At 52.5% G+C, this 23,515-nt stretch carries 23 protein-coding genes; 18 read left to right on the plus strand and 5 right to left on the minus strand.

Going from position 1 to position 23,515, the window contains the following annotated elements; genetic code table 11:
* The first annotated feature begins 150 nt into the window (after positions 1-150).
* Complete coding sequence (locus HC231_RS08945; protein ID WP_208230655.1) at positions 151-1,305, plus strand: PQQ-dependent sugar dehydrogenase; 1,155 nt, start codon at positions 151-153, stop codon at positions 1,303-1,305.
* Between the two features lie 35 nt (positions 1,306-1,340).
* Here HC231_RS08945 and HC231_RS08950 read toward each other — a convergent pair whose 3' ends face one another.
* Positions 1,341-1,958 carry a glutathione S-transferase family protein gene (locus tag HC231_RS08950; RefSeq protein ID WP_208230656.1) on the minus strand — a complete coding sequence of 206 codons (618 nt, stop codon included), beginning with the start codon at positions 1,956-1,958 and terminating at the stop codon, positions 1,341-1,343.
* A 162-nt stretch (positions 1,959-2,120) separates the two neighbouring features.
* On the opposite strand from HC231_RS08950, the gene HC231_RS08955 reads away from it, so the two are divergent.
* The 4 genes from HC231_RS08955 to HC231_RS08970 all read left to right on the plus strand — a co-directional run bounded on the left by HC231_RS08955 (position 2,121) and on the right by HC231_RS08970 (position 6,208).
* Positions 2,121-2,966 carry a MetQ/NlpA family ABC transporter substrate-binding protein gene (locus tag HC231_RS08955; RefSeq protein ID WP_208230657.1) on the plus strand — a complete coding sequence of 282 codons (846 nt, stop codon included), beginning with the start codon at positions 2,121-2,123 and terminating at the stop codon, positions 2,964-2,966.
* Between the two features lie 99 nt (positions 2,967-3,065).
* Positions 3,066-4,082: a methionine ABC transporter ATP-binding protein gene (locus tag HC231_RS08960; protein WP_208230658.1), complete on the plus strand. Its 1,017-nt coding sequence runs from the start codon at positions 3,066-3,068 to the stop codon at positions 4,080-4,082.
* A complete protein-coding gene (locus tag HC231_RS08965; RefSeq protein ID WP_208230659.1) occupies positions 4,075-4,734 on the plus strand; it encodes a methionine ABC transporter permease in 660 nt (219 codons plus the stop codon). Before HC231_RS08960 ends, HC231_RS08965 begins: the two co-directional genes overlap by 8 nt.
* A gap of 268 nt (positions 4,735-5,002) precedes the next feature.
* On the plus strand, positions 5,003-6,208 hold the full coding sequence (locus HC231_RS08970) for a serine hydrolase (protein ID WP_208230660.1): 1,206 nt from the start codon (positions 5,003-5,005) through the stop codon (positions 6,206-6,208).
* Here HC231_RS08970 and deoR read toward each other — a convergent pair.
* Positions 6,205-6,978 carry a DNA-binding transcriptional repressor DeoR gene (deoR, locus tag HC231_RS08975; protein ID WP_208230661.1) on the minus strand — a complete coding sequence of 258 codons (774 nt, stop codon included), beginning with the start codon at positions 6,976-6,978 and terminating at the stop codon, positions 6,205-6,207. The genes HC231_RS08970 and deoR overlap by 4 nt on opposite strands.
* Before the next feature lie 154 nt (positions 6,979-7,132).
* Positions 7,133-7,813 (minus strand): deoxyribose-phosphate aldolase, encoded by a 681-nt coding sequence (gene deoC / locus HC231_RS08980; RefSeq protein ID WP_208230662.1) that lies wholly within the window; start codon positions 7,811-7,813, stop codon positions 7,133-7,135.
* A gap of 199 nt (positions 7,814-8,012) precedes the next feature.
* On the opposite strand from deoC, the gene rbsK reads away from it, so the two are divergent.
* Genes rbsK through HC231_RS08995 form a run of 3 tightly spaced genes read left to right on the plus strand, consistent with a single transcriptional unit; the run spans position 8,013 to position 11,320 of the window.
* Entirely contained in the window at positions 8,013-8,942 is a 930-nt protein-coding gene (rbsK, locus tag HC231_RS08985) for a ribokinase (RefSeq protein ID WP_208230663.1), read from the plus strand.
* 14 nt (positions 8,943-8,956) lie between these two features.
* Complete coding sequence (gene fucP, locus HC231_RS08990; RefSeq protein ID WP_208230664.1) at positions 8,957-10,291, plus strand: L-fucose:H+ symporter permease; 1,335 nt, start codon at positions 8,957-8,959, stop codon at positions 10,289-10,291.
* 15 nt (positions 10,292-10,306) lie between these two features.
* Positions 10,307-11,320 carry an aldose 1-epimerase family protein gene (locus HC231_RS08995; protein WP_208230665.1) on the plus strand — a complete coding sequence of 338 codons (1,014 nt, stop codon included), beginning with the start codon at positions 10,307-10,309 and terminating at the stop codon, positions 11,318-11,320.
* Between the two features lie 178 nt (positions 11,321-11,498).
* Here HC231_RS08995 and HC231_RS09000 read toward each other — a convergent pair whose 3' ends face one another.
* The gene (locus HC231_RS09000) at positions 11,499-13,187 is read right to left on the minus strand and encodes an aspartate:alanine antiporter (protein ID WP_208230666.1); all 1,689 of its coding nucleotides are present in this window, start codon (positions 13,185-13,187) and stop codon (positions 11,499-11,501) included.
* 443 nt (positions 13,188-13,630) lie between these two features.
* Here HC231_RS09000 and HC231_RS09005 point away from each other — a divergent pair, with 443 nt between their 5' ends.
* A complete protein-coding gene (locus HC231_RS09005) occupies positions 13,631-14,002 on the plus strand; it encodes an inner membrane protein YbjM (protein ID WP_208230667.1) in 372 nt (123 codons plus the stop codon).
* A gap of 77 nt (positions 14,003-14,079) precedes the next feature.
* Here HC231_RS09005 and HC231_RS09010 read toward each other — a convergent pair whose 3' ends face one another.
* Complete coding sequence (locus tag HC231_RS09010) at positions 14,080-14,346, minus strand: GrxA family glutaredoxin (RefSeq protein WP_208230668.1); 267 nt, start codon at positions 14,344-14,346, stop codon at positions 14,080-14,082.
* Positions 14,347-14,706: 360 nt separating this feature from the next.
* Between HC231_RS09010 and nfsA the strand changes: the two genes are divergently transcribed.
* From nfsA to rlmC, 9 genes are all read left to right on the plus strand, one after another.
* Positions 14,707-15,426 carry an oxygen-insensitive NADPH nitroreductase gene (gene nfsA, locus HC231_RS09015; protein WP_208230669.1) on the plus strand — a complete coding sequence of 240 codons (720 nt, stop codon included), beginning with the start codon at positions 14,707-14,709 and terminating at the stop codon, positions 15,424-15,426.
* Positions 15,427-15,442: 16 nt separating this feature from the next.
* Positions 15,443-16,339 (plus strand): 30S ribosomal protein S6--L-glutamate ligase, encoded by an 897-nt coding sequence (gene rimK, locus HC231_RS09020; protein ID WP_208230670.1) that lies wholly within the window; start codon positions 15,443-15,445, stop codon positions 16,337-16,339.
* Positions 16,340-16,541: 202 nt separating this feature from the next.
* On the plus strand, positions 16,542-17,021 hold the full coding sequence (locus HC231_RS09025) for a type III secretion system chaperone family protein (protein ID WP_208230671.1): 480 nt from the start codon (positions 16,542-16,544) through the stop codon (positions 17,019-17,021).
* Positions 17,022-17,460: 439 nt separating this feature from the next.
* A complete protein-coding gene (gene potF / locus HC231_RS09030) occupies positions 17,461-18,570 on the plus strand; it encodes a spermidine/putrescine ABC transporter substrate-binding protein PotF (protein ID WP_208230672.1) in 1,110 nt (369 codons plus the stop codon).
* 155 nt (positions 18,571-18,725) lie between these two features.
* Positions 18,726-19,859: a putrescine ABC transporter ATP-binding subunit PotG gene (potG, locus tag HC231_RS09035; protein WP_208231271.1), complete on the plus strand. Its 1,134-nt coding sequence runs from the start codon at positions 18,726-18,728 to the stop codon at positions 19,857-19,859.
* Between the two features lie 14 nt (positions 19,860-19,873).
* The gene (gene potH, locus HC231_RS09040; RefSeq protein ID WP_208230673.1) at positions 19,874-20,839 is read left to right on the plus strand and encodes a putrescine ABC transporter permease PotH; all 966 of its coding nucleotides are present in this window, start codon (positions 19,874-19,876) and stop codon (positions 20,837-20,839) included.
* Positions 20,836-21,681: a putrescine ABC transporter permease PotI gene (potI, locus tag HC231_RS09045; protein WP_208230674.1), complete on the plus strand. Its 846-nt coding sequence runs from the start codon at positions 20,836-20,838 to the stop codon at positions 21,679-21,681. The genes potH and potI overlap by 4 nt, the downstream gene beginning before the upstream one ends.
* Positions 21,682-21,825: 144 nt before the next feature.
* Positions 21,826-22,242 carry a YbjO family protein gene (locus HC231_RS09050; RefSeq protein ID WP_208231272.1) on the plus strand — a complete coding sequence of 139 codons (417 nt, stop codon included), beginning with the start codon at positions 21,826-21,828 and terminating at the stop codon, positions 22,240-22,242.
* Positions 22,243-22,362: 120 nt separating this feature from the next.
* Positions 22,363-23,502: a 23S rRNA (uracil(747)-C(5))-methyltransferase RlmC gene (rlmC, locus tag HC231_RS09055; RefSeq protein WP_208231273.1), complete on the plus strand. Its 1,140-nt coding sequence runs from the start codon at positions 22,363-22,365 to the stop codon at positions 23,500-23,502.
* The last annotated feature ends 13 nt before the right edge of the window (positions 23,503-23,515 follow it).

Consider the following 23,515-nt stretch of genomic DNA (forward strand, 5'->3'; position numbering starts at 1 on the left):
ATCAATAGAAAAATACACTCGTTATACACCGTTATTATTGTTCCCCTGATCCTTCTTTTCTTCAATAAATGTAAACCTGCCGCCGTTTTTTTGCACAAATATCACTCGACGCCTAGAGTTACAGAACTTCTGTTGAGTGGAGACAACGCGATGCCTCGTAACTCGTCGCCTGACGACTCTTCGTTATCGTCACGCTTGAGCCGCCTGTTATTAAGCGGCGCGGCATTGTTGCTTTCAGTTTCAGCTTCCCTGTTCGCCGCGCCGCTCAAGGTAACGGAATTGCAGGATAAACTCGATCATCCGTGGTCGCTGGCCTTTTTGCCGGACGATCAAGGGCTATTGATTACCGAGCGAGCCGGAAATCTGCGCCGCTGGCTACCGGGCGTTGGGCTTTCCGCGCCGATTGCCGGGGTTCCCCGCGTATATGCCAGATCGCAGGGCGGGCTGCTTGAAGTGACGTTGTCGCCTGATTTCGCGCAAAGCCGGCGCATTTATTTGAGTTTTGCCGAGGAAGGCAGTGATGGAAAAGCCGGAACGGCCGTCGGCTATGGCCGCCTGTCGGACGATTATACGCAACTGGAGAATTTCACGGTTTTCTTCCGTCAGGAGCCCAAACTTTCTACCGGCAATCATTTTGGCGGCAAACTGCAGTTTGATCGTCAGGGATATCTGTTTATTGCGCTAGGCGAGAATAACCAACGACCGACGGCGCAGGATCTGGACAAGCTACAGGGCAAAATCGTCCGTCTGACCGCGGAAGGGCAAGTTCCGCCGGATAATCCGCTGGTTAACCGCCCCAACGCGCGGCCGGAAATCTGGTCGTACGGCCATCGCAACCCGCAGGGCATAGCGATTAATCCGTGGTCCGGCGCGCTGTGGGAGAATGAGCATGGCCCGCGGGGCGGCGATGAGATAAATATTCCCCAAGCCGGAGAAAACTACGGTTGGCCGATAGCGACCTACGGCATTAACTATTCCGGGGAGAAAATTCCTGAAGCCAAAGGCGGGCAGGTGGCCGGGATGGCGGATCCGATTTTTTACTGGCAAAAATCCCCGGCCGTTAGCGGCATGGCGTTCTATAACAGCGACCGGTTTCCGCAGTGGAAAAACTCGCTGTTTATTGGCGCGTTGGCCGAACGGAATCTGATCCGATTGACGCTGGACGGCGATAGCGTTGCGGCGGAAGAACGTTTATTGACTGAACGCAACGAACGTATCCGCGAAGTACGACTGGGGCCGGACGGCTATATCTATTTGCTGACCGATCACGATAACGGCAAGCTGTTGCAAGTAGGGCCGGAATAACAGGAAACGACAGGCGCCCAGCGGCGCCTGTCAGCTCAGGATAACGGTATCATTACGTGTTGTTGGTAAGCCGGCCGCTCGCTTAATTGCCGATACCAGCGCTCCAGATTGGGGCGCGGCTGAGGTTCGATGGGCATGTTAAGCCAGCCATAGACAACGCAGCCCAGCGGAATGTCGCCGATGCCGAATTGGTCGCCCGATAGCCACGGTTGGTTCGCCAGAGCCGCATCGACAATGCCGAGCAGCCGCTCGCATTCCATTATCGCTTTTTCCACCGATGCCATATCTCGGTTTTCCGGTTTGGTCCGCACCAGATTAAACAACGCCACGCTAAACGACGGCATCAGCATCATCGTCCAGTCCATCCATTTCTCGGCGCTGGCCCGCGCGCCGGCATCTGCGATATATAGCGAGCCGTCTCCGTATTGCGCGGCCAGATAACGCACGATAGTGTTTGATTCCCACAGCACCAGTTCACCGTCTTGTAAACAGGGGATCAGTCCGTTGGGGTTCATCGCCAGATAGTCCGCATCGTGGTTGCGGCCGAATTGCCCGCCGGCCGGGATATGCTGGTAAGGCAGCGCCAATTCCGCAGCACACCAAAGCACTTTCTTAACGTTGGTTGAATTGTCACGACCCCAAATCGTTATCATTTAGAACCTCGTCATACACGCTACAGAAAGAAGGATATGGAACAGTTAGACTACACGCTGAATGATAGATGCGAAATAATGATATGCCTTTTTAATCTTTATGATTTAACTTGTTACTCTCAATAATGACGGAAAGCCGTGTTTAGACAGGAAATATATTCAATGAAATTGACGCATTCTCTTCGTGCAACGTTAGGTATCGCGCTGCTGGCCGCCGGGATCCAACTGGCTTGCGCCAGCAGCGATCCGCAAACTATCGTATTCGGCGTGGCGCCGGGGCCTTATGGCGATATGGTCAATCAGGCGATTAAACCTGAACTGACGAAGAAAGGTTATAAGGTGGTGGTTCGTGAATTTAGCGATTATGTTCAGCCTAACCTTGCGCTCGCCAACGGCAGTATTGACGCCAATCTGTTTCAGCATTCGCTGTATCTGGAAAAATTCGCCGCCGATAAGAATCTGAAAATCAGCAGACTGATTATCGTTCCTACGGCGAGCATGGGACTTTATTCCCATAAAATCAAATCATTGGATGAGTTGAAAAAGGGCGATGTCATCACCTTATCGAATGATGCGACCAACCTGGCGCGCGGTTTGCGGTTTCTGCAATCGCTGGGCCTGATCACCATCAAGCCCGATATCGATCCAACCAAAGCATCGGAAAAAGATATTGTCGAAAATCCGCGCGGCCTGGTGTTCAAACCGTTGGAAGCGGCGCAACTGCCCAGAACGCTGGATAGCGTGACCGCTTCGCTGGTTAATGGTAATTTTGCCTTTGCGGCGGGGCTGAAGCTTTCGACTGCGATCAAGCTGGAAACGCTGGATGAAAATCTGAAGAACGTGATTGCGGTGCGGACAGAGGATCTGGACAAGCCGTTTGTCAAAGATACCAAAGCCGTCGTTGAATCGCCCGCCTATGCCGCGGTGATTAACCAACCGGGCTCAATGTTCAGTGAATTCCAGAAACCAGAATGGATGCAGGCGAAAACGCCAGCTCCCGCCCAGTAAACGCGGACCGGTAATAACGGCAATCAACGTGTTTTATTGGTCTGGCCGGTCTGTGACCGGCTTTCTTTTTTTTCCGCTTATGCCAGGAGTTTGCGGATAATGATTCAGTTAGAGGATGTTTGTGTTGACTTCCCGCAGGGGAAGCAACAGGGAAATCGAGCCGTTGATAATGTGACGCTGCATATCAAACCGGGAGAGGTTTTCGGCATAGTGGGGACCAGCGGCGCGGGGAAAAGTACGCTGCTGCGGACGATTAACGTGTTGCAGCGTCCCACGGCCGGCGTCGTTCGGGTCAATGGCGTCAAGGTCAACGATTTGCAAGGCAAAAGCCTGCGCGAGCAGCGCCAGAAAATCGGCATGATCTTCCAGCATTTTAATTTGATGCAGACGCGCACCGTGGCGGAAAACGTTGCGTTTAGCCTGAAGTCGGCGGGAAAATCCAGCGCTGAAATCGCCCAGCGGGTGCCGGAGATTCTTAATCTGGTCGGATTGAGCGATAAGGCGCGGGCGTACCCTTCCCAGCTTAGCGGGGGACAAAAACAGCGGGTGGGGATTGCCAGAGCCATAGCCAATCACCCGGAAGTGCTGTTGTGCGACGAACCGACTTCAGCGCTTGATCTGGATACCTCGGCGGCAATCCTCGCGTTGCTCAAAGAAATCAACCAGAAGCTGGGTATCACCATCGTACTGATTTCACATGAGATGAGCGTTATCAAGTCGATCTGCGATCGGGTCGCGGTGATGACCGGCGGTAAAGTGGTGGAGCAGGGCGATGTATTTGATGTTTTCGCTTCGCCGCAACATCCATTTACCCGCCAACTGGTGGCGCATACGCTGAATCTTGAGCTTCCGCCTCGCCTAATGGAGGATTTACAGGGAACGTTGCTGAAAATCCTGTTTGTGGGCGATTCTGCGGAACAGCCGGTGTTGTCTGACGTGGCGACCCGCTATGGCGTCTCCGTTAATATTCTGCATGGCAAAATTGAGTATATAGGCAATCGCGCATTGGGAATTTTGGTCGCGCTGCTAACCCATCCCGCCGAACCGGAGAAAGTGGCGGAAGCGGTAGCGCACATTCAGGCCAGAACCGCGCAGGTGGAGGTGTTACATGGCTGATTTATGGATCGATCTGGTCGCGGCATTCGGTGAAACATTCCAGATGGTCGGTATTTCAACGCTGTTTGCGATAATCGGCGGGTTGCCGTTGGGTTTCCTGATCTATGTTACCGATCGTCACCTGTTTTGGGAGAACCGGGCGGTATATCTGTTCAGCACCGTGCTGGTGAATATCATTCGGTCTATTCCGTTTGTGATTTTGCTGGTGCTGTTGCTGCCGCTAACGCAGATTCTGTTAGGCAATACCATTGGGCCGGTGGCGGCGGCGGTGCCGATGTCGGTGGCGGCCATTGCATTCTATGCCCGCTTGGTGGATAGCGCGCTGCGCGAAGTGGAGCCCGGTATTATTGAGGCGGCCGAAGCCTTTGGCGCCAGCCCGATGCGTATTATCTGCACCGTATTATTGCCGGAGGCCAAAGCCGGTTTATTACGCGGACTAACCATTACGCTGGTCAGCCTTATCGGATACTCGGCCATGGCGGGCATCGTCGGCGGCGGCGGCGTCGGCGATCTGGCGATCCGCTTTGGTTACTATCGTTATGAAACCGAGGTTATGATTATCACCGTTATCGCGTTGGTCATTCTGGTTCAGATTGTACAAACGCTGGGTGATTGGCTGTCGAAACGGGCTGATAAGCGCGAACGCCGCTGAAGATCTTTACCGTATCAATCAACACGCGGCGCCGTATCCGGTGCCGCATCGATCTGTTCGGCCTGGCGTAGCCGGCGCTCTTCCCGTTGTCTGATTTTTTTCTCCGTCCGTAGCCGTTTTTTTTAGACCTTTTCGTTTCTTTGATTATTTTTACAAAATGAGTTGTTTCCTTGAGCGGGATGAACGGCTACCTTGGGATGTTGCTAAAGTTTTCGAAACATATTGAAAGTTAAATCTTTTAAATGAATTGTGGATATCCGGCGATCTCATGAAGAAAACTACTCTCTTTTCCAATCTAAAATTTTTCACGGCGGGCGCGGCATTACTGGCGGGAGCGATCTCGCCAGCTCATGGCGAGCAGATTCCAGCGGCGCCTCAGGTTGATGCTAAAGCCTTCATTCTAATGGATTATCACAGCGGGAAAGTGTTGGCCGAGTCTAACGCGGACGAACGCCTTGATCCCGCCAGCCTGACGAAAATGATGGCGAGCTATGTCACCGGCCAGGCTATCAAGGCCGGGAAAATTCGGCCGACGGATGAAGTCACGGTCGGGAGAGACGCCTGGGCCACCGGTAACCCGGTGCTGCGCGGTTCATCGCTGATGTTTCTCAAGCCAGGCGATCGCATTCAGGTTGCGGAACTGAATAAGGGTATCGTCATACAGTCGGGGAATGATGCCAGTATTGCGCTGGCCGATTACGTGGCCGGCAGTCAGGATGCGTTTGTCAGCTTAATGAACAATTATGTTAAGGCGTTGGGGTTAACCAACACCCACTTTCTTACCGTTCATGGGCTGGATGCGGCGGGACAGTATAGCACCGCGCGCGATATGGCGTTGCTGGGCCAGGCTTTGATCCGCGATGTGCCGGACGAGTATGCGCTGCATAAAGAAAAAGAGTTCACCTTCAATAATATTCGCCAGCCCAATCGCAATCGTCTGCTGTGGAGCGCCAACCTGAACGTGGACGGGATTAAAACCGGCCATACCAGCGGGGCCGGACATAATCTGGTGGCGTCCGCCACCGAAGGCAATATGCGCCTGATCTCCGTCGTGCTGGGGGCGCCAACGGACGCGGTAAGGTTCCGCGAAAGCGAGAAGCTGCTGACCTGGGGATTTCGCTTCTTTGAAACGGTAACGCCGATCAAGGCGGGGACGTCGTTTACCACGCAGCGGGTCTGGTTCGGCGCGCAGAAGGATGCCCGGCTCGGAGTGGCGGAAGACGCCGCATTGACCATCCCCAAAGGCGAGATGAAAAATCTGAAGGCCAGCTTTACGCTGCTTCAGCCGCAGTTAACGGCGCCGCTGGCGAAAAATCAGGTGGTCGGCACTATTGATTTTCAGCTCGATGGTAAAAGCATCGCTCAACGTCAGCTGGTAGCGCTGGATGAGATCCCCGAAGCGGGATTCTTTAGCCGGCTGTGGGATTCAATAATGATGAAACTTCAACAGTGGTTTGGCGGTTTATTGGGTTAATGGCCGATATCCATTAACCTAATGCCATTGTCGCTGAAGTAGCGTAGATAGTCTGCGGTTGGCTTACGATCGGTTATCAGCGTATCGAACAGCGTGAGTGAGCCAATGCAGGCCGGTTTGATCTGACCGAACTTGCTGCCGTCGGCAACCAGCACGGCTCGTTGCGACATCGTCAACGCGCGGTGTTTCATGCTTAATTCCGCAAAGTTAAAACAGGTCGCTCCGGCGGTAAGGTCGATGCCCGCCGCAGAAATGAACGCCTTGTTCGGGCAGATGTTATCAAGCTCATTGTGTTGGCTGAGCGGGGTAAAAATGGCGTTGTCCGGGTGAAATTGACCGCCGCACAGGATCACTTTGCAGGCGTTTTTCCCCTGTAATGCCAGAAAAGTATTCAGCGAATAACAAATACCGGTAAACGGCAGATCGTCCGGTATGGCTTCAATAATAAACGGTGTGGTGGTTCCGCAATCGAAAAAAACCGTATCGTTCTCATCAATCAGGCGGGCGGCGGCATCTCCGACGGTGCGTTTTTCTGCCACATGTTTGGTTTGTTGGTCGGAAACAAAATAATTGGTGACGTTGTTATTTTTTAAATCACTGACGACATAGCCGCCGAGTAATACCACGGCCGCTGACTCGGCGTTCAGATCGCGACGAACGGTCATCTCGGAAACGCCCAGTAGCTGGGCCGCATCTTTAAGATGAAGTTTGTCCGCCGTTTTCAATGCCTGGGCAAGTTTGTTAATCCGTTCTTCGCGCCGCGTTTCCATGTGATGTCCTGATAATGAGCCTGCATAATCGGATAATGCCGTTCAGTCGCTTACTATTGATATACCCAGGTGTCACGGGGTGAGGCGCCCCAGGGGAACCTCATCCACACGTTCTGTCTATTACCGCCGCCAAGTGAACGATATCGGGACGTGATTAGTAGCTTCCCGCCGTTGCCGACTCGCCGGAAACGATGGCCACGCCGGAACTGGTGCCGATACGGGTAGCGCCTGCGCGGATCATGATTTCCGCCGTTTGGCGATCGCGAACGGCGCCCGAAGCCTTCACGCCGACCTCCGGCCCTACCGTTTGGCGCATCAGTTTTACGTGTTCTTCACGAGCGCCGCCGGTGCTGAACCCGGTGGAGGTTTTAACGAAGGCCACGTTCAGTTCACGGCACATTTCACAAAGCAGCACGATTTGTTCATCGTTAAGCAGACAGGTTTCCAATATTACCTTCAACGGTATAGCGGCGCAAACCTCGCGAACGGCCTGAATATCGGCCTTAACCGCGTCAAGGTTACCGCTTTTCAGCCAGCCGATATTTATCACCATATCTATTTCTTCAGCGCCGGCCTCAATGGCGGCTTTCGCCTCAAACACTTTGGCCGACGTCAGGCATGCTCCCAATGGGAAGCCGATCACCGAGCACACATGGACCGGCGAGGCTTTTAACTGGCTGGCGGCCAACGGTACGTAGCCTGAGTTCACACAGACCGCATAGAAGCGGTGCGTTTTGGCTTCCTCACACAGTTTGATGATCTGTTGTTCGGTGGCGTCGGCGGCCAGCAGCGTATGGTCAATATAGGGGGCGTAATCGCGTGTTTCGGTGGTCATCACTGACTCCTTTGACGGTTCAATAAAATCGGAATGTTATAATAATAACATAAATCACGCTTTATCAAGCTTATTTGTTTCTTTATGCGCATTAAGCGCCTTTTTACATGCGATCAATGTCACATTAATAACATATTATGGTTGTTATTGTTAATAATATAACATTGAATGATTGAAAAGCCATCTGGGGAAGAGAGTTATGGATATTGCAGTCATTGGTTCAAACATGGTGGATCTCATCACTTACATTGATGAGATGCCTAAAACAGGCGAGACGCTGGAAGCGCCCGATTTCGAGATAGGTTGCGGCGGGAAAGGGGCGAATCAGGCGGTCGCCGCGGCTAAGCTGGGCGCCTCCGTGATGATGGTCAGCCGGGTCGGCGACGATCTTTTTGCCGGCAATACGGTAAAGAATTTTCAGCATTTCGGCGTGGACGCGCGCTATGTCACTTCCGTTCCCGGAACATCAAGCGGGGTTGCGCCGATCTTTGTTGATAAGTCATCACAAAACCGGATTTTGATTATCAAAGGCGCGAACAATCATCTGTCGGCTCAGGATATCGACGCGGCGGCCGAATCGCTCATGCAATGCAAGTTGATTATTCTCCAGTTGGAAATCCCGCTGGAAACCGTCTATTACGCCATTGATTTTGCCCACCGGCATAACATTCAGGTCATTTTAAATCCGGCTCCGGCCTCTCGCGAGCTGGATATCGGCTATGCCTGCCAGTGTGATTTCTTTATGCCGAACGAAACCGAGCTGGAAATTCTGACCGATATGCCGGTCGATACCGAAGAGAACATTCTTGCCGCCGGATGCTCGCTGCTGGCCAGAGGGTTGAAAAACCTGATTATTACCATGGGACAGCGAGGTTCGGTATGGATGACGGGCGAACAGACGCAACATATTAAGCCTGTCAGTGTTAACGCCATTGATACCAGCGGCGCCGGCGACGCGTTCATCGGCTGCTTCGCGCATTACTTTGTGAAGGACGGAAATATAAAACGGGCGATGGAATATGCCTCTGCCTTTGCGGCCTATAGCGTTACGGGAAAAGGCACCCAGCGCGCCTACCCGGATGCGGCGCAATTTCGTGATTTTCTTGCCAGTCATCCTTTTGCCAATTAACCGGGGAAAACATCATGCGTCAGGACATCATCCAAATGCCAGATGGCTATCTGAATAAGACGCCATTGTTTCAGTTTATTTTGCTGTCATGCCTGTTTCCGCTATGGGGATGCGCGGCCAGCCTGAATGATATTTTGATTACTCAGTTTAAAAGCGTGTTTGAGCTCAGCGATTTCGCCAGCGCGCTGGTGCAAAGCGCGTTTTATGGCGGTTATTTTCTGATAGCGATCCCGGCATCGGTAGTGATCCGGAAAAGCAGTTACAAAATCGCCATTCTAATCGGCCTTACGCTGTATATCGCCGGATGCAGCCTGTTTTATCCGGCATCGCACATGGCGACCTATACGATGTTCCTGGCGGCGATTTTCGCCATCGCCATCGGTCTGAGCTTTCTGGAAACGGCCGCCAATACCTACAGTTCCATGATTGGTCATCGCGACTATGCCACGCTGCGCCTCAATATCAGCCAAACGTTCTATCCTGTCGGCGCGTTGATGGGGATCGTGCTGGGCAAATATCTGGTATTTCAGGAGGGCGATAGCCTGCAAAGCCAGATGGCGGCCATGACGCCGGATCAAATCCATGCGTTCCGGCTGCAAATGTTGGAACACACGCTGGAACCCTATAAATATCTGATTTTCGTGTTACTGATTGTCTTTTTCCTGTTCCTGCTGACTAGCTATCCAAAGTGCAAGGCGCAGGCCGACGAGCAGAGCAAGCAGCCATTGCCGTCGCTGGGCGAAACTTTGCGTTATCTGGCGGGCAATAGCCACTTCAAGCGCGGCATCGTAGCGCAGTTTCTGTATGTCGGCATGCAGGTCGCGGTATGGTCTTTCACCATTCGGCTGGCATTGACTTTAGGCGCAGCCAACGAGCGCGATGCTTCCAACTTCATGATTTATAGCTTCATCTGCTTCTTTATCGGCAAGTTTGTGGCGAATTTCCTGATGACGCGCTTCAGCGCCGAAAAAGTGCTGATCGTCTATTCGGTGCTGGGCGTGGCGACGCTGGCCTATGTTGCCATGGCGCCGAGCTTCACCGCCGTTTATGCCGCCGTTTTCGTCAGCGTACTGTTCGGGCCGTGCTGGGCCACGATTTATGCCGGTACGCTGGATACCGTCGATAAGAAATATACCGAGGTCGCCGGCGCTATCATTGTTATGTCGATCGTCGGCGCGGCCGTGGTTCCGGCGATCCAGGGATATGTGTCCGATCACCTTGGCTCTATGCAGAAAGCGTTCGGCGTATCTCTACTGTGTTTCGCTTACGTCGGCTTCTATTTCTGGGGCGAAATGCGTAACAAGCAGCGTCTCGCCGCCGGCCAATCCGTGGCTAAGAATGAAGCCTGAATGGAGGAGAATTCGATGAATACGCAGATTCATTTATCACGTTCGATGTTTGCCGACCAGCCCCGGCTATTGCTGGAGAGTCCGGATTTTTCGCTAACCGCTTTTCGCTACGCATCGGGAATTGAAGCCATTAAGTTACAGAATGCGCGCGGGTACGCTATCGTACTGCCTTTCTACGGACAGATGATTTGGGATGCCGAGTTTGACGGCCATTCGTTGACGATGAGCAATCCATTCCCGGAGCCGAAACCGGGCAGCAGCATTATTGATACCTACGGTTGTTTTGCCTTTCATTCCGGCTTGCTGAGTAATGGTTGTCCCGCTGAGGACGATCAACATCCTCTGCACGGGGAAATGGCCTGCGCGCCAATAGATAGCGCGCGTCTGATTATTGGCGACGGCTTCCTGACGCTGACGGGGGACTATGAATATGTGAAGGGGTTCGGTCATCATTACCGCGCCGCGCCGGCGGTAACCATGAGGGCAGACAGTACGCTGCTGGACATTGATATGGCGGTGACGAATCTGGCGAGCGCGCCTATGCAGCTACAGTACATGTGCCATATGAACTATGCCTATGTGGCGGGAGCGTCCTTTAGCCAAAATATTCCCGATCGGGCTTTCGCCTTACGCGCCTCCATTCCGGGCCATGTTCATCCAACGCCGCAATGGCTGAATTACACGGAAAAACTGGCGCAGTCGCCCGAAAGTTTCAGGACGCTGGATGAGCCTGAATTTTACGATCCTGAAATCGTCTTTTTTGCTGATAATCTGTCTCAATATACGCAGCAGGCGGAGTTCAGTATGCATGCGCCGCAGGGGCATCGTTTTGTTACCCGTTTCTCTACCGCGGAACTGAATTACGCCACACGCTGGATTTTGTACAACGGCGATCAAAAGGTCGCCGCGTTTGTCCTGCCTGCGACCTGTCGGCCGGAAGGGCGCAATGCTGCTCGTCGCGCAGGTTCACTGATTGAAATGGCGGCGGGCGAAACGCGGCGTTTCCATGTGGAAACCGGATTGGCTTGATATCAGTTGAGGGCATTCAGAAAAGAAAACGCCCATCGTTCTTGAACCTCAAAGGCGGGAACGACGGGCTCCTCAATATGGGGATAACAAAGAAAAGCAGTGGCAATAATTCAGACTCTACCCCTAAGAAAAAGTTCTGCCTTTTCTAAGAAACATTGATGATTTTTTATATTTTCTTTTATCCGGGTAATTCAGGCCAGATAATAATGATGAGCGAACCGGCTAATGTCAGTAACACATTGGCGATGGCATAGGTTCCCGCGTAGCCCAGCGCCGGAATATTACTGCGGGCGGTATCGCTGATAATCTCCATTGCCGGGGCGCAGGTTCTGGCTCCCATCATGGCGCCGAACAGCAGCGCGCGGTTCATCCGCAATACATAAGCTCCGAACAGGAAACAGATAATCACCGGCACCAGGCTGACAATTAATCCCGATACCAGCATCTGCGCCCCGATTTCACCGAAGCTGCGGCCGATACTGCCGCCGGCGCTTAATCCGACGCCGGCCATAAACACCATCAGACCGAATTCTTTCACCATATTCAGCGCCCCTTGCGGGATATAGCCGAAAGTCGGGTGGTTGGCGCGCAAAAAACCAAGCATGATGCCGGCAAACAGTAGGCCAGCGGCATTGCCTATGCCAAAGGTGAAATTACTGAATTGAATGGTGATCAAACCGACCATAATGCCGATGATAAAGAACGCGCAGAAGGCCAGCAGATCCGTTACCTGGCTGTGAATGGAAATAAACCCGATTCTGTCCGCAATGCTTTTTACCCGCCGGGCATCGCCGCTTACCTGCAATACATCGCCTTTATTCAGCACGACGCCGTCATCAATGGGCATTTCAATCTGGCTGCGGATAATGCGGTTAAGAAAGCAGCCGTGATCGGTTAATTTCAACTGGCTGAGGCGCTTGCCGACGGCATTGTGGTTTTTCACCACGATCTCTTCGGTTACGATGCGCATATCCAGCAGATCACGATCGAAAACCTCTTTCCCGTCGCGGAAGTTAGGATTAAGGCGGGCGTGGGCGTCAGGGTAGCCGACCAGGGAAATTTCATCGCCGAGTTGCAGTACCGCATCGCCATCGGGACTGGCCAGAATGCCATTGCGGCGGATTCGTTCAATGTAGCAGCCGGTCTGGCGGTAAATGCCCAATTCCCGCAGATTTTTGCCGTCCGCCCAGGCGACCAGTTCCGGCCCGACGCGGTAGGCGCGGATAATCGGCAGGTAGACTTTTCTTTGGCTATCGGTATCAAGACCGCGTTCGCGGGCGATTTGCTGGGCGCTGGTGGGTAAGTCCTGATGCTGTAATTTGGGCAGGTAGCGCGCGCCAAAAATCAAACTGACTAAACCAACCAAATATGTGAGCGCATAACCCAGGCTCAAGTTATCCTGCTCAACGCCGATCTGCGTGCCAAGACTGGACATCGTTCGCAAGGTATCCCCGGCGCCGACCAACACGGGCGTTGACGTCATCGAACCGGCGAGCATACCGGCCGTCAGTCCGATCCCCCAACCGAATAATTTTCCTAACCCCAGCGCTAAAAGCATGGCGCTGATAACCATGACCGCGGCAAGCATCAGGTAATTTTTGCCGTCGCGAAAAAAAATGGAAAAGAAATTAGGCCCGGCCTCAACGCCGACACAAAAAATAAACAACATAAAGCCGAGGCTGAGTGCTTCAGTATTAATCGAAAAATGCTGTTGGCCGAGTAATAACGATACAACTAAAACACCAATAGAATTACCGAGTTGTACTGGACCCAGGCGTAATTTCCCCAGGCAGAGTCCTAATGAAAGAACCACGAATAAGAGCAGAATGTAATTCCCGTTTAACAAATCAGCGACGTTTATATTCATGGGATGTAACTTGTTATTTACCAGTAAGTGCTTGATATAAATGGTTATATGGGCTAAGTTTAGCCATTGACTACATCAGTTCCACTGACATCATAAATAACTGGCAACTGAAAGGAATCAGCCTCGACCAGTATAATTTACTCAGTACAAATTGTTCATCGCAATTATTGTGGAGCCGCTATTCTAGATGTTTGTTGGTCGTACAACCAGTATTCGCTGAATAAATAGTGGTAATGCCTCACTTTGTGTCATATCGGGGATATTTCGCCATTCATATTTACCGTGTCGGATTTAAATCTATTAGATCTTCAAGGTGCCGCCAGCCGGTAATAAATTGACTCTCCAGAAGGTTAGAGCGGGAGAGCCGGCGGGATCCACCATGAAAATGAAGAAAAGGGCTTCGGATAGATATGATGCAGATGCATATCAAGAGAGGAAACATAATGGCAAGCGATAAGGGTTGGGGAGGCGCGGCCTGCTGTTTTTTGCTGTTTACCGTGGTCTTTTTAAGCCAAAAAATAAGTGTGCTTGATGTGGTCACCGAAGATGAACTGAGCGGCAATCCTGGCATGTTGCTCTTTTTATTACCTGGCTTGGCGGCAAGCTGTCTGTCTGCGCGCGGCCGGTTGCTGTATCCGCTGATTGGCTCGTTGCTGGCGATGCCGGTGTGTCTATTGGTTCTGCACTTCGGCCGCACGCCGAACCACTCTTTCTGGCAGGAGTTGGCTTATATATTAAGCGCGGCGTTCTGGAGCGTATTGGGGGCGTTGACGTACTTATGCTTTCATGCGATCTATCGCCGGTATTTTCGCTGAATCGCCTTCGATCGTCTATCGCGGGCAAAGATGAAAAAAAAGACGCGGCGCGCGTCTTTTTTACCTTACCGTTCCGATTATTTCTGGAACAAATTCAAATGTTCTTTCGCGTAGGCTTCAAAATCCGTACAACCGCCGATGTGTTTGTCATCAAGGAAAATTTGCGGCACGGTTTCAACGGGTTTGCCCGCGGTTTTCGACAAATCTTCTTTCGTGATGCCTTCCGCACGGATATCCACATAGCGGAAACTGAAGTCATCACGCTGCTCCGTCAGTTTTTCAGCCAACTCTTTAGCGCGCACGCAGTATGGACAACCAGGACGCCCGAAAATAACAGCGAACATGCAAACTCCTTAGTAAAATGAGAAAAAGGTCATTGTTCTAAAATTTTTGGCGAAGCGCCTATTATTAATGCGGTTACTATGCGCGCATCAGCATATGAAAAAAAGCAGTCATTACCTGTCACAGCAATTCACGATATCTATCATATACTCTTTATTCATAGGTTTCAGCCGCGTTGGCTTCCCCGCCCGGAAGCAATGACGTGGCGGCATGTGCGGAGGATCGTTGGTCTGGTGCGGCGGCTGACATATAATAACCCGCTGTGCTATGCAGATTGTTATTGCCTGCCCGTTGTCTGCTCGCGTTGAGAGCCCGGACAGCATACTCATCGGTGAAGTTCTTTATTCCTAAGGATACCCAGAGTGACGCCCACCATTGATCTATTACGACATCATCGTTCCATCCGCGCTTTTACCGCACAACCGCTGACGGATGAACAACGCAGCGCGATCGTCGCCGCGGCCCAGAGCGCCTCCAGCTCCAGTTTTCTACAGTGCAGTTCAATTATCCGCATCACCGACCCTGCAATCCGGCAGGCGCTGGTTCACTATTCCGGCGAACAGAATTATGTCGCGCAGGCCGCGGAGTTTTGGGTGTTCTGCGCGGATTTCCATCGTCATCTGCAAATATTCCCGCAGGCTGAAACCGGGATGGCGGAACAGTTGTTGATCGGCTGCGTCGACACGGCGATTATGGCGCAGAATGCGCTGGTCGCAGCAGAGTCACTCGGGCTGGGCGGCGTATTTATCGGCGGGATTCGAAATAACATTGCGGATGTCACGACGCTATTGAAACTGCCGCGGCAGGTGTTGCCGTTATTCGGGCTATGCCTGGGATACCCCGATGCGGATCCTCAGTTAAAACCGCGTATGCCGCCTGAAATGCTGATGCACGAGAACGCCTACCAACCGCTCGATCGTGAAAAACTGGCTGAGTATGATCGGCAACTGATGGAGTATTACCTGCAACGCACCGGCAATCGCCGCGAGGGCTGGAGTGAACATGTGCGGCGCGCGCTAAAAAAAGAGCTACGTCCGTTTATACTGGACTACTTACATCAACAGGGATGGGCGATACGTTAGTATCTGTAGGACATTTATGAAGATTGCGATTCTGTCTCGTGATGGTTCTTTGTACTCCTGCAAACGTCTGCGTGAAGCGGCAGAAGAGCGCAGACATCAAATTGATATTATCGACCCGCTTTCCTGTTATATGAATATCAATTCGGCGGCGCCGTCGGTGCACTATCGCGGCCGTCGGCTGGTGAAATACGATGCGGTTATTCCGCGCATCGGTTCAATGATCACGTTTTATGGCACGGCGGTGTTGCGCCAGTTTGAAATGTTGGGGAGCTTCCCGCTAAACAACGCCGTTGCGGTGATCCGCGCCCGCGACAAACTGCATTCGCTCCAGTTGTTGGCCAGCGCCGGTATTGATTTGCCGGTGACCGGTTTTGCCCACTCCCCCGATGACACCAGCGATCTGATTGAAATGGTCGGCGGCGCGCCGCTGGTTGTTAAGCTGGTGGAAGGCACTCAGGGAATCGGCGTTGTGCTGGCTGAAACCCGACAGGCGGCGGAGAGCGTTATTGACGCCTTTCGCGGGCTGAATGCTCACATCCTGGTTCAGGAATATATCCGCGAGGCACAGGGCAGGGATATCCGCTGTCTGGTTATCGGCAATCGGGTTGTGGCGGCCATTGAACGGCAGGCCAAGGCGGGGGAGTTTCGCTCCAATCTGCATCGCGGCGGTTCGGCAAGGCGAGTGCAAATTACCGCCCGTGAAAGAGCTATTGCCCTTAAGGCGACCCAAACGCTGGGGCTGAACGTGGCGGGCGTGGATATTCTGCGCGCCGATCGCGGGCCTTTGGTGATGGAAGTGAACGCCTCTCCGGGATTGGAAGGCATCGAAAGCACCACCGGGATTGATATTGCCGGCATGATGATTGAATTTATTGAACAACATGTCCGCGCGTTATTAATGAATAGAAATTAGTTTTCTGAAATGACGGCCGGAAAGGTAAAAAACGCCGCTTGCGGCGGCCAAAAAAGGTGGCGGGCATGGGCGGCCCGCCATAAAATATCGTTTGGCCGGTTGTGATTTATCGCCGCTTAAAGCGAGTTTATCATGGCGTCGGCGCGTAATATTCCGTAAGCTATGGCCCCTTTTAAAAACAGTCGGTATGAGGCAAAAAATAATGGATTCACTCATCGTCCCGGATTTGGCTATGCTACGGCGGTGGCTGGATCAATTAAATATTCTATTTTTTGAATGCGACTCCTGTCAGGCGCTCCATTTACCGCATATGCAGAATTTTGACGGCGTGTTTGACGCGAAGGTCGATCTGGTGGATAACGTGGTGCTGTTTTCGGCGTTGGCGGAGGTAAAACCCAGCGCGTTAATTCCGCTGGTCGGCGATCTGAGCCAAATCAACGCCAGTTCCTTGACGGTAAAAGCCTTTATCGACGTGCAGGACGACAACCTGCCGAAGCTGATTGTTTGTCAATCGTTCAGCGTTGCCGCGGGCATGACGCTGGAGCAGTTCAGACATTTCATGCAGCAGTCTGAAGAGCAAATCTCAATGATTATTTTAGAAGCCGGCGCCAATAATCTGCTATTTATTGGTGATGAAGAAGAGACCTCTGCTGGCAGAATGAATACCTCCTTCCTGCATTAATGCTATTGCTGCCAACGGTAGCAATTAGTTTTTCTTATTTTTTCCAGCCATCATTTATTCTGCGTTTTAAGTCTCAATGCCGGATATTTATCTGAATTTATCGGTAAATGCCCGTATTACATAGATAAAACGGGAATAAATAATCGATAAAAACCATTTTTTACGTTCGACTATGGTATGACTGAGGTAGTGCGGTTATGCTTAATTTCTGTAACAGTTGCGCGATAAAGTCATGCTTATGGTTCTGTCTGCCATGCCGCATCCAGCGTAGATATTCCATAGATTTCAAGCGGCGGAAAGTCACACGCCGGCGACCTGAAAGATGAAGAACATAGCTATTCGGCGTTTTTATCGTAATTTACAGACGCAGGAAGATTTTTGTATCTGAAGGATACAAGTTTGCTCCCATAAATCACCCCTTGTATGGAGGAAGGAACGGATGTTCACCCAACGTAAAAAATGGTTATCGGGTGTTGTTGCCGGCTTAATGATGGCGGCGTCCGTCACCGCATCTGCGGAAGAGAAAGTGCTGCATATTTATAACTGGTCTGACTATATCGCTCCGGATACATTGCAGAATTTCCAGAAGGAAACGGGCATAAAAGTGGTTTATGACGTGTTTGACTCCAATGAAGTATTGGAAGGCAAACTGATGGCGGGCAGCACGGGGTTTGATCTGGTTGTGCCTTCAGCCAGTTTTCTGGAGCGTCAACTGTCTGCCGGCGTATTTCAGCCGTTAGATAAAAGTAAATTGCCGAATTATAACAATCTCGATCCCGAACTGTTGAAATTGATTGCGCAACATGATCCGGATAATAAATATGCGCTGCCGTATTTATGGGCGACTACCGGTATTGGCTACAACGTTGATAAAGTCAAAGCCGTTCTGGGCGCCGATGCGCCTGTAGACAGTTGGGATCTTGTGCTGAAGCCGGAAAATTTGGAAAAACTGAAAAGCTGCGGCGTCTCTTTCCTGGATGCGCCTGAAGAGATTTTCGCTACCGTGCTGAACTATCAGGGCAAAGACCCCAACAGCACTAAAACGGATGATTATACGACCTCTGCGACGGACCTGCTGCTGAAGCTGCGTCCCAGCATTCGTTACTTCCATTCGTCTCAATACATTAATGATCTGGCAAACGGCGATATCTGCGTGGCCATCGGCTGGGCCGGCGACGTGATGCAGGCGGCTAACCGCGCCAAGGAAGCCAACAACGGCGTCAATATCCATTACAGCATTCCAAAAGAAGGGGCGTTGGCTTTCTTTGACGTGTTCGCCATGCCGGCGGACGCCAAAAACGTCGATTCGGCCTATCAGTTCCTGAATTACCTGCTGAAGCCGGATGTTATCGCGAATATCAGCAACCATGTGTATTACGCCAATGCGAATAAAGAAGCGTTACCCTTGGTAAACGAAGAAATTCGCAACGATCCCGGTATTTATCCGCCTGCGGATGTGCGCGCAAAACTGTTTACGCTCAAGGTGCAGTTGCCACAGATTGACCGCACGCGTACTCGCGCATGGACCAGAGTAAAGAGCGGCAAATAAGCGGTTTTCATTCTGAGTTTATGTAATAAACAACAGGCGGTTAAACCCGCCTGTTTGTACTATATATGTGTCGCCATTTTGCTATGTATAAAGGCCGCCGGGCGGCTTCAAGCAAGGTGGCGACTTGTTCTGCTTTTGCCGGAGAGCAACGCGAAGTGAGTGAAGTTATTCCACGTTCCCAGCCCAAGCCCCAAAAAGCGGTTACGCCGCTGTTGGAAGTCCGTAACCTGACCAAGTCATTTGACGGTCAGGCCGCTGTTGATGACGTTAGTCTGACGATTTATAAGGGCGAAATATTTGCTCTGCTGGGGGCGTCCGGTTGTGGTAAGTCCACGCTGCTGCGCATGCTGGCAGGTTTTGAACATCCTACCCAGGGGCAGATTGTTTTGGACGGTCAGGATCTTTCGCTGGTCCCCCCTTACCAGCGCCCCATCAACATGATGTTTCAGTCGTATGCGCTGTTCCCCCATATGACGGTGGAAAAGAACATAGCTTTCGGTCTTAAGCAGGATCGGCTGCCCCGTTCCGAGATCAAAGATCGCGTGGAAGAAATGCTGGCGCTGGTGCATATGCAGGAATTCGCCGGCCGTAAACCGCATCAGCTTTCCGGCGGCCAGCGCCAGCGCGTGGCGCTGGCTCGTAGTCTGGCTAAACGCCCCAAACTGTTGCTGCTGGACGAACCGATGGGCGCGTTGGATAAAAAATTGCGTGACCGCATGCAGCTTGAAGTCGTCGATATTCTGGAACGCGTCGGCGTGACCTGCGTCATGGTGACGCACGATCAGGAAGAGGCGATGACGATGGCCGGCCGTATCGCCATCATGAACCGCGGGAAATTTGTGCAGATTGGTGAGCCGGAAGAGATATACGAACATCCGAATACCCGCTTCAGCGCCGAGTTTATTGGTTCGGTCAACATGTTTGAAGGCATGCTGACCGAACGCCGTGATGATGAACTGATCATCCGCAGCCCGGGGCTGGTGCATCCGCTGAAGGTTGATTCCGATGTTTCCGTAGTGGATGGCGTGCCGGTGTATATTGCCCTCAGGCCGGAGAAAATCATGCTGTGTGATGAGCCGCCGGCTGACGGCTGCAATTTTGCCGTCGGAGAAGTCGTGCACATCGCCTATCTGGGCGATTTGTCGATTTATCATGTCAGGCTGAACAGCGGACAAATTATCAGCGCACAGCTGCAGAATGCCTATCGCTACCGTAAAGGCGCTCCAACCTGGGGCGATGAGGTGCGGTTGTGCTGGGATGCTGATAGCTGTGTGGTGCTGACGGTGTAGCGGGGAATAGCGCAATGACAATGTTTTCTGAGCATAACGCCGCCGCATCGCCGGTAAAAGAAAGAGGGCGGCTGCCCATGCTGATGGCGCGCTGGCGGCAGGAGCATGGCCGTAAGCTGGTTATCGCGCTGCCTTACTTCTGGCTGCTGCTGCTGTTTATGCTCCCGTTCCTGATTGTGTTCAAGATCAGTTTGGCGGAAATGGCGCGCGCCGTTCCCCCCTATACCGACCTGGTCTCCTGGGCGGACGACAAGCTTGATATTTCGTTGAACCTGGCGAATTATCTGCAGTTGCTGGGCGATCCGCTGTATATCGAGGCTTATCTGCAATCATTGCAGGTGGCGGCGGTATCAACGCTGTGTTGTCTGTTGATCGGCTATCCGCTGGCCTGGGCGGTGGCGCACAGTAAGCCTTCCACCCGTAATATCCTGCTGCTGTTGGTCATTCTTCCCTCCTGGACATCGTTCCTTATCCGCGTATATGCCTGGATGGGGATCCTGAAAAATAACGGCGTTCTGAATAATTTTCTTTTGTGGCTCGGCGTTATCGATCAGCCTCTGGTTATTTTGCATACCAACCTGGCGGTGTATATCGGCGTGGTGTACTCCTACCTGCCCTTTATGGTGCTGCCGATCTATACCGCGTTGACCCGGCTGGATTACTCGCTGGTTGAGGCTTCGCTCGATTTGGGCGCCCGGCCGTTGAAGACTTTTTTCAGCGTTATTGTGCCGCTGACCAAAGGGGGCATCATCGCCGGATCGATGCTGGTGTTTATCCCGACCGTCGGGGAGTATGTGATCCCTGAACTGTTGGGCGGGCCGGATAGCATCATGATCGGCCGCATTCTGTGGCAGGAGTTTTTTAATAACCGCGACTGGCCTGTCGCATCGGCGGTGGCGATCATCATGCTGCTGTTGCTGATTATGCCGATCATCTGGTTCCACAAACATCAAAGCAAAACGGCGGAGGCGGAGTCATGAACAGTTTGCCGGTAGTTCGCTCGCCGTGGCGTATTGTTATTCTGGTTCTGTGTTTTACGTTTCTTTATGCGCCGATGCTGATGCTGGTGATCTATTCATTCAACAGCTCCAAGCTGGTGACGGTATGGGCGGGATGGTCAACGCGCTGGTACACCGAACTGTTTCATGATTCAGCCATGATCAGCGCGGTGCTGCTCAGTTTGACGATTGCGGCCGCTTCGGCGACGATGGCGGTGGTGTTAGGGACGCTGGCTGCCGTGGTGATGGTGCGTTTCGGCAACTTTCGCGGTTCAAATGGCTTCGCATTCATGCTGACCGCGCCGTTGGTTATGCCGGATGTGATCACCGGGCTTTCGCTGCTGTTGCTGTTTGTGGCGTTAGGGCACGCCATCGGATGGCCGGCGGAGCGCGGGATGCTTACCATCTGGCTGGCGCATGTGACGTTTTGTACCGCTTACGTCACGGTGGTGATCAGCGCGCGCCTGCGGGAACTGGACCGGTCGATAGAAGAAGCGGCGATGGATCTGGGGGCCGCTCCGTTAAAAGTTTTCTTCATTATCACGGTTCCGATGATTGCACCGGCGTTGGTCTCCGGCTGGCTGCTGGCGTTTACCCTGTCGCTGGACGATCTGGTTATTGCCAGCTTTGTCGCCGGGCCGGGGGCGACCACATTGCCGATGCTGGTGTTCTCCAGCGTAAGAATGGGCGTTAACCCACAAATTAACGCGCTCGCTTCTTTGATACTACTGGTGGTAGGGATTATCGGTTTTATTGCCTGGTGGTTTATGGCGAGGGCAGAGAAACAGCGTCAACGTGATATGCAGAAAGCGCGGCGGGGATGATTCGTCGCCGTTCTGTGGATTTTGCTGTTAGCAACAACGCCACCACAGTCTGGTGGCGTTGTTATTCCGTGAAGGGAGAAACTGGCGATTTTGTATAGTAAAAGCGAATTTACTCAGCGAAAAACCTACGCGCCCGTTCCCGTTATGGTGGCGGGGATCGCGATTATCGCGATCCGCTTTCTTGGGGTCTTACTGGTAGTTTGGGAATTGGGCCTGAGCGAGCTGGGCGGCTGGATAGCGAGCAGCATCCAGACATGGGACTCGTCGTTGATTTTACTGTTGTCGCTGATAATCGTTTATACGGAAATCCGCTGTGGTCTGGCCGTACTGGCCGGCGCCAACTGGGGCCGCTGGGGATATGTTATCTGCCAGTGCCTGGTTGTTTTGTATATGCTGCTCGCGTCGGTTAGCGAATATTTTCCCGCCATATTCCACATCTCCGGCGACAATCATATCGCGGTGCTGCACCAACTGTTATTACAGAAAATACCGGATTTGCTGGTGATCGCGCTGCTCTTTTTGCCGCGTCGCAGCCGGCGTTTTTTTCTGCGTCAGAAATAATTCGTATGCCCATAAACTTCGGCGAAAGGCCGGCGACGTGAAAGATGAATGGGGATATTCGCCCAGAGTGGTATAATCCGCTTTATTCCGCATTTATCTCTACAGTTCTATTTTTTATCTATGCATTGTGCGCGTTATAGCACGGGAACCTGCCGTTCCTGCCAGTGGCTGGAAAAATCCTATCCACAGCAACTCTCTGATAAACAGCAACATCTGGCTGATTTGTTGCGGCCGTATGCGGTTCAGCAATGGTTGCCCGCCTCGCCTTCGGCGCAGTCCGCGTTTCGTAACAAAGCGAAAATGGTGGTCAGCGGAAGCGTTGAGCGGCCGCTGCTGGGGATGCTGCATCGAGACGGCCGCGCGGTTGATTTATGCGACTGTCCGCTTTACCCCGATAGTTTCGGACCGGTGTTTGACGTTCTGAAGCTATTTATCGCCAGAGCGGGGTTGACGCCCTATAACGTCGCCCGCCGTCGCGGAGAGCTAAAGTATCTATTGCTGACGGAGAGTAGCTCGCGCGGCGCTTTTATGCTGCGTTTTGTTCTGCGTTCGGAAAACAAACTCGCGCAGTTGCGCGCGGCATTGCCATGGCTGCAACAGCAACTGCCCCAGCTTGAGGTGATTTCGGTAAATATTCAGCCGGTGCATCAGGCGATCATGGAAGGGAAAAAGGAAATTATACTCAGCGATTCATCAGCGCTGGCGGAACGGCTTAACCATGTTCCGTTATACATTCGTCCGCAAAGTTTTTTCCAGACTAATCCCCATGTGGCGGCGGCCTTATATGCTACCGCCCGCGATTGGGTGATGGAATTAAACATCAAAAGCATGTGGGATCTTTTTTGTGGGGTAGGGGGCTTTGGGTTGCATTGCGCCTCGCCGGGGATGCGGCTGACCGGCATTGAGATCAGCGCCGAAGCCATCGCCTGCGCGCGTCTGTCCGCCGAACAGCTCGGTTTTACGCAGATAGCGTTTCAGGCGCTGGATTCGACGCAGTTTGCTGTCGGTAACGCGCAGATCCCGGATTTGGTGCTGGTTAATCCGCCTAGACGGGGGATCGGCAGCGAGCTATGCGCCTACTTGAGCCGCATGGCGCCGGGCTATATTCTCTATTCCAGCTGTAACGCCGAAAGTATGGCGAAAGATATGGAGGCGCTGACGCGCTATCGCCCTCTGCGGGTACAGATGTTTGATATGTTCCCGCACACCGCGCATTATGAAGTGTTAACGCTGCTGCAAAGGGAAGAGCCGGCTCGATAACGCGGCAGGTGAG

It is taken from the genome of Brenneria izadpanahii, from assembly GCF_017569925.1.
Classification (GTDB): Bacteria; Pseudomonadota; Gammaproteobacteria; order Enterobacterales; family Enterobacteriaceae; genus Brenneria; species Brenneria izadpanahii.